The sequence below is a fragment of the Roseateles sp. P5_B10 genome (genome assembly GCF_056400485.1).
Map to the genome: position 1 here is coordinate 1 of NZ_JBFULE010000780.1, position 2428 is coordinate 2428.

Genomic DNA, 2428 nt, shown 5'->3' on the forward strand with positions numbered 1-2428 from the left:
GACTACGTCCACCGCATCGGCCGCACGGGCCGCGCGGGGGCTTCGGGCCTGGCAGTCACGCTGGTCACCAAGTCTGACGCGCGCCTGGTGGCCGACATCGAGAAGCTGCTCAAGCGCAAGATCGACCTCGACCCCTTCGAGCTGCAGGACAGCCGCCCGCCGCGTTTCGAGCGCCCGCGCGAGGAGCGAGGAGAAGCTTCTTTCGAGGCCCGTCCCGCCGTGCGGCCCACCTATCGCCCGCCTTCCCCGCCCAAGGATCCCTTCTTCGACAAGCCCTACGAGGCCAGCGCTGCCGGTGRGGCACCAGCCTGGGAAAAAACCAAGGCTGCAGCGGCGCCGGCTGGCGCAGGCAAGGGCCTGTCCAGCTACATCAAGCCCAAGAAGCAAGTGGCCGCGTTGTTCGGTGCCAAGCCCGCGCCGGCGCCGGTCGAGTCCTAAGCCAGGATTGAAAACACGGCCGGGATGCGGTCGGGTACCTTGGTGCCGTTGGACCGCCAATCCGCCACGGTGGCGGTCTGCGTCCAGCCGCCTGGCAGCGTCAGGCCGACGCTGATCGACAGCCGCGTGCCGGGCTTCAGCGCTGCCAGCAGCGCCTGGCGCAGCGCCTCGTTGCGGTAGGGCGTCTCGATCAGCAACTGGGTCTGCTGGGCCTTGGCCGACAAGGCCTCCAGCTCGCGGATGCGTGCCGTACGAGGTGCGGCGTCCACCGGCAGATAGCCGACAAACGCGAAGCTCTGGCCGTTGAGCCCGCTGGCGGCCAGGGCGAGCAGCAGCGAACTCGGTCCGGAAAGCGCCACCACCTCGATGCCGGCCTCATGGGCCAGCGCGACCAGGCGGGCGCCTGGGTCAGCCACGGCGGGCAGGCCCGCTTCCGAGATCAAGCCGAGGTCGTTCCCGGCCAGCACCGGGTCCAGCAGAGCCAGCCAGGCGACCGCGTCATCGCCGCCGCCCCTGCCGCCCTTGGGAGGGCGCGGCAACTCGACGATCTGCATGGCCTGCAGCGGCTGGACGAGCGGCGCAATGGCATCGACGCGCTTGAGCAGCGCTCGCGTGGTCTTGGCGCTCTCGGCAGCCCAGTGCGTCAGCCGCGCGGCCTGCTCAATGACCCGCTGGGGCAGCACCTCGCGCAGGTCCAGGGAATCGTCCACGCCGAAATCCAGCGTATTGGGCATCAGAATCAGACGGCCCTTGTTCATGCGAGAGGCTCCAGGCCGGCGCGCCGCAGCAGGGCGCAGGTGCGGATCAGCGGCAGGCCGATCAGCGCGGTCGGGTCGTCGGACTCGACGGCCTCCAGCAGCGCAATGCCCAGGCTCTCCACCTTGGCGCTGCCGGCGCAGTCATAGGGTTGGTCGGCGCGCAGATAGGCTTCGATGGCTGAGTCGCTGAGCTCACGCAAGCGCACACGAACTTCGGCGCGCTCAATGGCCGCCAGACCCGGTGCGACGACGGCGACGGCGGTCTGGAACACGACCTCGCGCCCGCTCATACGGCGCAGTTGCGCAGTGGCTGCCTCGTGGGAGCCGGGTTTGCCGATGGCCTCCCCGGCCAGGTCGGCAACCTGGTCGGAGCCGATGACGATGGCGCCAGGAAACCGCGCCGCGACCACGCGTGCCTTGGTCAAGGCCAGCCGCTCGGCCAGGGCCGCCGGGGCCTCGCCGGGCAGGGCGGTTTCATCGACGTCGGGCGCAACCGCTTCGAACGGCAGGCGCAGCCGGGCCAGCAATTCCTGTCGGTAGCGGGAGGTCGAGGCAAGGATCAACTGGGACATCGGGACATTCTCCCCCGCCTAAACTCTCGACCATGAAATCGCGCGCCTTTGTTCCCGAGAAGCTCGATGTCGCGGCTCTCGCTCATGATGACGCCAGCCTGTCTGGCGAATGGCCGGCGACGTTGCTGGAGCGGCTGGCCGACTCGGCCGCTCCCGAAGCGCCGGCCAGTGACTGGCCAGCGCTGCAGTGGAGCCTGCACGGCGAGATCCGCCAGCCCAAGGGCAGCAAGGCCCAGACTTGGCTGCACCTGACCGCCTCCGGTCAGGTCGCGCTGACCTGCCAGCGCTGCCTGCAGCCGGTCCACGAAGACATTGATATCGACCGCTGGATCCGCTTCGTCGACACCGAGGTCGAGGCGGCCGCGCTCGACGCGGACAGTGACGATGATGTGCTGGCCCTGCCGCGCCACCTCGACGCGCGCGAATTGATCGAAGACGAACTGCTGCTGGCCCTGCCGCTGGTGCCGCGCCACGAGATCTGCCCCGAGCCCCTGGCCCATGTGGACGAAGTGATTGAGCCAGGAGAGGAGGAGCGTCCCAACCCTTTCGCCAAGCTCGCAACCCTGAAGCGGGGCGGCAGCGCCTGAAGCCATGGCTTCAGGCGCTTGGCTCTCGCTGTCGATAGTGGCAGCTTGGCGGGTTTCTCATCCGGTGCTACAC

General features: G+C 69.1%; 3 protein-coding genes and 1 pseudogene. 2 read left to right on the top strand and 2 right to left on the bottom strand.

The window, feature by feature from the left end; all coding sequences use genetic code 11:
• Nucleotides 1–438: pseudogene (locus AC1DU6_RS27510) on the top strand (DEAD/DEAH box helicase); the annotation flags it as partial.
• On the opposite strand, the gene AC1DU6_RS27515 reads toward AC1DU6_RS27510, so the two are convergent.
• Nucleotides 435–1196: an SAM-dependent methyltransferase gene (locus AC1DU6_RS27515; protein WP_477861010.1), complete on the bottom strand. Its 762-nt coding sequence runs from the start codon at nucleotides 1194–1196 to the stop codon at nucleotides 435–437. The pseudogene AC1DU6_RS27510 and the gene AC1DU6_RS27515 sit on opposite strands and share 4 nt — an antisense overlap.
• Nucleotides 1193–1768 carry a Maf family protein gene (locus AC1DU6_RS27520; RefSeq protein WP_457326416.1) on the bottom strand — a complete coding sequence of 192 codons (576 nt, stop codon included), beginning with the start codon at nucleotides 1766–1768 and terminating at the stop codon, nucleotides 1193–1195. The genes AC1DU6_RS27515 and AC1DU6_RS27520 overlap by 4 nt, the downstream gene beginning before the upstream one ends.
• A gap of 32 nt (nucleotides 1769–1800) precedes the next feature.
• On the opposite strand from AC1DU6_RS27520, the gene AC1DU6_RS27525 reads away from it, so the two are divergent.
• Entirely contained in the window at nucleotides 1801–2355 is a 555-nt protein-coding gene (locus AC1DU6_RS27525) for a YceD family protein (protein ID WP_056204284.1), read from the top strand.
• Nucleotides 2356–2428: the final 73 nt, after the last annotated feature.

Excerpts from the sequence above, each read along its gene's own strand:
- AC1DU6_RS27520 (WP_457326416.1), bottom strand. The coding sequence starts at position 1,768 with ATGTCCCAGTTGATCCTTGCCTCGACCTCCCGCTACCGACAGGAATTG.
- AC1DU6_RS27525 (WP_056204284.1), top strand. The coding sequence starts at position 1,801 with ATGAAATCGCGCGCCTTTGTTCCCGAGAAGCTCGATGTCGCGGCTCTC.
- AC1DU6_RS27515 (WP_477861010.1), bottom strand. The coding sequence starts at position 1,196 with ATGAACAAGGGCCGTCTGATTCTGATGCCCAATACGCTGGATTTCGGC.